This window comes from Romboutsia sp. (assembly GCF_051659545.1).
Classification (GTDB): domain Bacteria; phylum Bacillota; class Clostridia; order Peptostreptococcales; family Peptostreptococcaceae; genus JBOFOR01.
In genome coordinates, this window is sequence record NZ_JBOFOR010000246.1 from 1 (window position 1) to 3859 (window position 3859).

Genomic DNA, 3859 nt, shown 5'->3' on the forward strand with positions numbered 1-3859 from the left:
ATTATCTTAAAGATTATATAATTTGACCAAAATTATATAATTAATAGAGGCAAATTATTCAATCTCCTTAAATTTATGAAAAATAGGATAATTTAAAGTAATTTTTGAAGGTTAGAATAATTCGCCGTATAACAATATAAATTTCTTTTATACAAAGAACTATATTAAGACTTTCTATATATATTAATATTTAGATTTTTTACTTTCTTGTTTACTTTTTAAAAATACTAACCCATTTCCTTGTACCGTTCTTGGGTATTCTAATAGCTTTGTATGTTTTATTAACTGAGCGTATAATTCCTCTTGAGTTAATTCTCTTTTAAATACTTTTCTAGACCAATTCTTTAGTAAAGCTAAGCTACCACTTACATGAGGAGTAGCCATACTAGTTCCACTTAGTACCGCAAATTGATTATCAGGATAAGTTGACAATATATCTACACCAGGAGCCACCACATCTATTACAAGATTTGCATTGCTAAATCTAGCTGGAACACCTTTTTTGTCTACAGCTCCTACAGATATAACATCTACATAGGCTGCTGGATATGAGTATTCAAAATCGTTTGAATTTCCATCTCCTTCATTACCAGCTGCACAAACTACTGCTATATTGTTTTTGACAGCTTCTTTTACTGCTTTTTCTAGTTTTTCACTACTGCTCCCAAGACCTAGCGACATAGATATTATATCTACGTTTTTTTCTATTGCATAATATATTGCATTAATTACCCAACTTAACTTTCCTGATCCGGTTCTATCTATTGCTTTTAGTACATATACTTGTGATTTTGGAGCTACCCCTAATATTGTGTTGTTATTTCCATTGGCTACAATAGTCCCTGTTACATGAGTTCCATGACCTACTCTATCAATAACTATATTATGATTGCTACCATCTTCATTTGTAAAATTTCTAACTCCCACAATATTATTTTTTAAAGATTCATGTTCTATGTCACAACCTGAATCTATGACAGCTATTTTTATACCTTCTCCTTTTCCTGAATCTTCCCAAATATTTTTAGCCTTTATCATCTCTACTCCATATGGAGTTTTTGCTTGTATTCCCCTAACTTCTCTACTCATGACAAATGGTAATAATTTGACTTCTAAATCATCATATTTGCTTTTCATAGTTATCACTCCATAATATGTTCTATACTAAATTATATATATGAACCTTGATTATGATGATTAATATTATTCGTAAGACTTCTCAAGTTTTTTGTTTTTTCTTTTTAAGTACGTTTCTATATTTTCAAAAATATACTCTTCATTACTTAATTCAATATTGTATAAATACTGTTCTTCCTCATCTTTAAACTTATATATCCCCTCTGTTATTTTGTTGTTTTCTATAATAACATCAATAACTACTTGCGAACTTAAATAATAGCTTCCTACTTGCCCTTTAGCATCATGTTTCCATTCTCCTATGTATTTGTAACTCTGGCAGATATATGTTCCTATCCCATCTCTTTTATGGTCTTTAAAATCCCCTTCATATATGCTTTTATCCATATATGTATATCTACCTCTTCCATTAAATAAGTCATCCTTAAACTCGCCATCATAGGTTCCATTTGACCTTGTCTTCAATATTCCGTATCCCCTTTTACATCCATATCTATACTCACCTTCATATATATCTCCATTTATTTCTACATAACATCCATGTCCATGATATACATTATCTTTGAATTCACCTGTATATTTACTTCCATTTAAAAACGTATACTCTCCCTTACCGTTAAACTTACCATCTTTAAATTCACCTTTATACACATCTCCATTAGGCTTTGTAAGCTTGCCTTCCCCACATTGAGCATCATTTTCCCACATGCCTATGTATTTGCTTCCATCTCTATAATACAAAGAGCCTTTTCCATTTCTTTTATTGTTTATAAAGTAGCCTTTGTAAATTTCTTCATTTGCATATCTGTACCTTCCCATACCTTCTATTAAGCCATGCTTAAAATCCCCACTATAAACTGAACCATCATTGTATGTGTATTTTCCTACACAATGCATTTTGTCGTCTTTCCAAAGTCCTTCATATCTTTCTTTATTATTAAATATGCATACTCCAAAGCCATTTCTTTTTTCATTTATAAATTCACCTTTATAAACATCTCCATTGTCATATTTATAAATTTTTTCACCTTTTATTGGACTTTCGTCTATGTTTCTATAACTATTATGTTTTAAATTATGTATATTTTTATTTATATCTATTTGTTCTGGTTTTCCTCTAAATGCTAATTTACCTTTAAAGTCATTTTTCTTTGCCTTAATAATAAATTTTGTAATAACTAGAACCAAAAATACAGCTGTCAAAAACACAAATACAGTCAAAACTGTAATTAGGTAGCGAGTTATTTGATTCATCCTATAAAATACTCCTTTCACTTCTATTAAATATAAACATATTAATTTATATTTAACCCTTACTGCATTTATACTACTTTTAGTTATTACTCACATGCCAAAATTTCGATTCATTTGAATGACCTGTCGCTAATGACTCTGCCTGCTACGCAAAAAAGCTGTCAATAAAATATTTTATCAACAGCTTTCCTTTAAAATTTTACTAAAGTCGATTCCTTCAAATAATAAATCTTCTTCAAATAAATTAATTATATTTTCAATTTCCTCTTTGTATTGGTTTTGATTTAATCTATATAACATTAAGTCACTTAATAATTCCTTCATATCGAGATAAAAATTTTCTAAAATATAAAAACGGCCCATCTTTACTTTCTTTATTTTGTCTATAGTATCTAATTTTCTACTTATATCTCTTAATACTTCTATATTGTATATATCTATTTCCTTTATAGATATTGCATAAGACCTTATTGTCTTTAATATTTCTATGGATATATCATCTTCTGTATAGTCACCTTTATTTTTATAAAAATATTCTTTATATTTTTCAAAGCACTCTTCTAAGTTTTCATTAATAACCGTAAAAGGTTGCCTTATAATATCTTGAATGACTAAAATACCTCTAATATCTTCATCATTTTCTAATGTTTTATCTAATATAAACAAATTATATGCATCATATAGTGGATCATGTGCATCTCCTTCAAATTCTACATTAGCACAACTTAACAAATTTTTTAAAGATATGTAGTTCATACACTTAATCCCACAAGATATATATTTATCTTTAATATCTACAAATAGACCTTTTATATTATTAATAAACCTTGGATGATTATTTTTTTGAGCACTTTTTTTATCTGTATTATTAAAGCATGTAAAGTCTAAGTTCCCAAATGTGTAAATACCCTCGATTTGAGAAAAAGTTCCTAACCATGTTTTAAATTTTCTCATTACCTCTTCATAGCTAGGTGCGTCTTCTAAATCAGACTGAGATATTTGGGTTAGCTCTTCTATATGAGGATATATATTTAAATTAGTTATAGGTTTAATTAAAGATTTAAATTCTTCAATTTTACCTGTTTTAGTATCATATTGTATCGCCCCTATTGCTATTATGTCTGCATCTAACATATCCTTTTTTGTCTTTACAGCCGGCATATTCATTTCAAAGTCAACGTATACTTTTTTCAATAATAACTTCACCCTTTCCACATTATATATGTATATTCTACCATTTTATTGATTTTTATGAACATATATTTTATGTAGTATAGTTTATTACTCAATAAAAGCCGCTGACATTGACACACTCCCTACAGCTAAAGTAGAGGGATTCTTGGTGGCTAACGACTTAATCACACCTAAACGATATAATCAGAGGTTGTTACAAAGCCAAGCAAAATAGACGGTGTCTTCGCCACTACTACCTTAAAGTTGTTCGCCGACAGGTCGCTCAAACGGTAGA

Annotated in this window: 3 protein-coding genes; all 3 read right to left on the bottom strand. The window is 28.9% G+C overall.

The features are described from left to right. Positions 1–183: 183 nt before the first annotated feature. Complete coding sequence (locus tag ACRC03_RS14020; protein ID WP_438653205.1) at positions 184–1137, bottom strand: S8 family peptidase; 954 nt, start codon at positions 1135–1137, stop codon at positions 184–186. A gap of 66 nt (positions 1138–1203) precedes the next feature. Then, positions 1204–2391, bottom strand: coding sequence for a hypothetical protein (locus ACRC03_RS14025; RefSeq protein ID WP_438653206.1), 1188 nt, complete (start codon positions 2389–2391; stop codon positions 1204–1206). Between the two features lie 177 nt (positions 2392–2568). Next, positions 2569–3585 (bottom strand): exonuclease domain-containing protein, encoded by a 1017-nt coding sequence (locus tag ACRC03_RS14030; RefSeq protein ID WP_438653207.1) that lies wholly within the window; start codon positions 3583–3585, stop codon positions 2569–2571. Between the last annotated feature and the right edge of the window lie 274 nt (positions 3586–3859).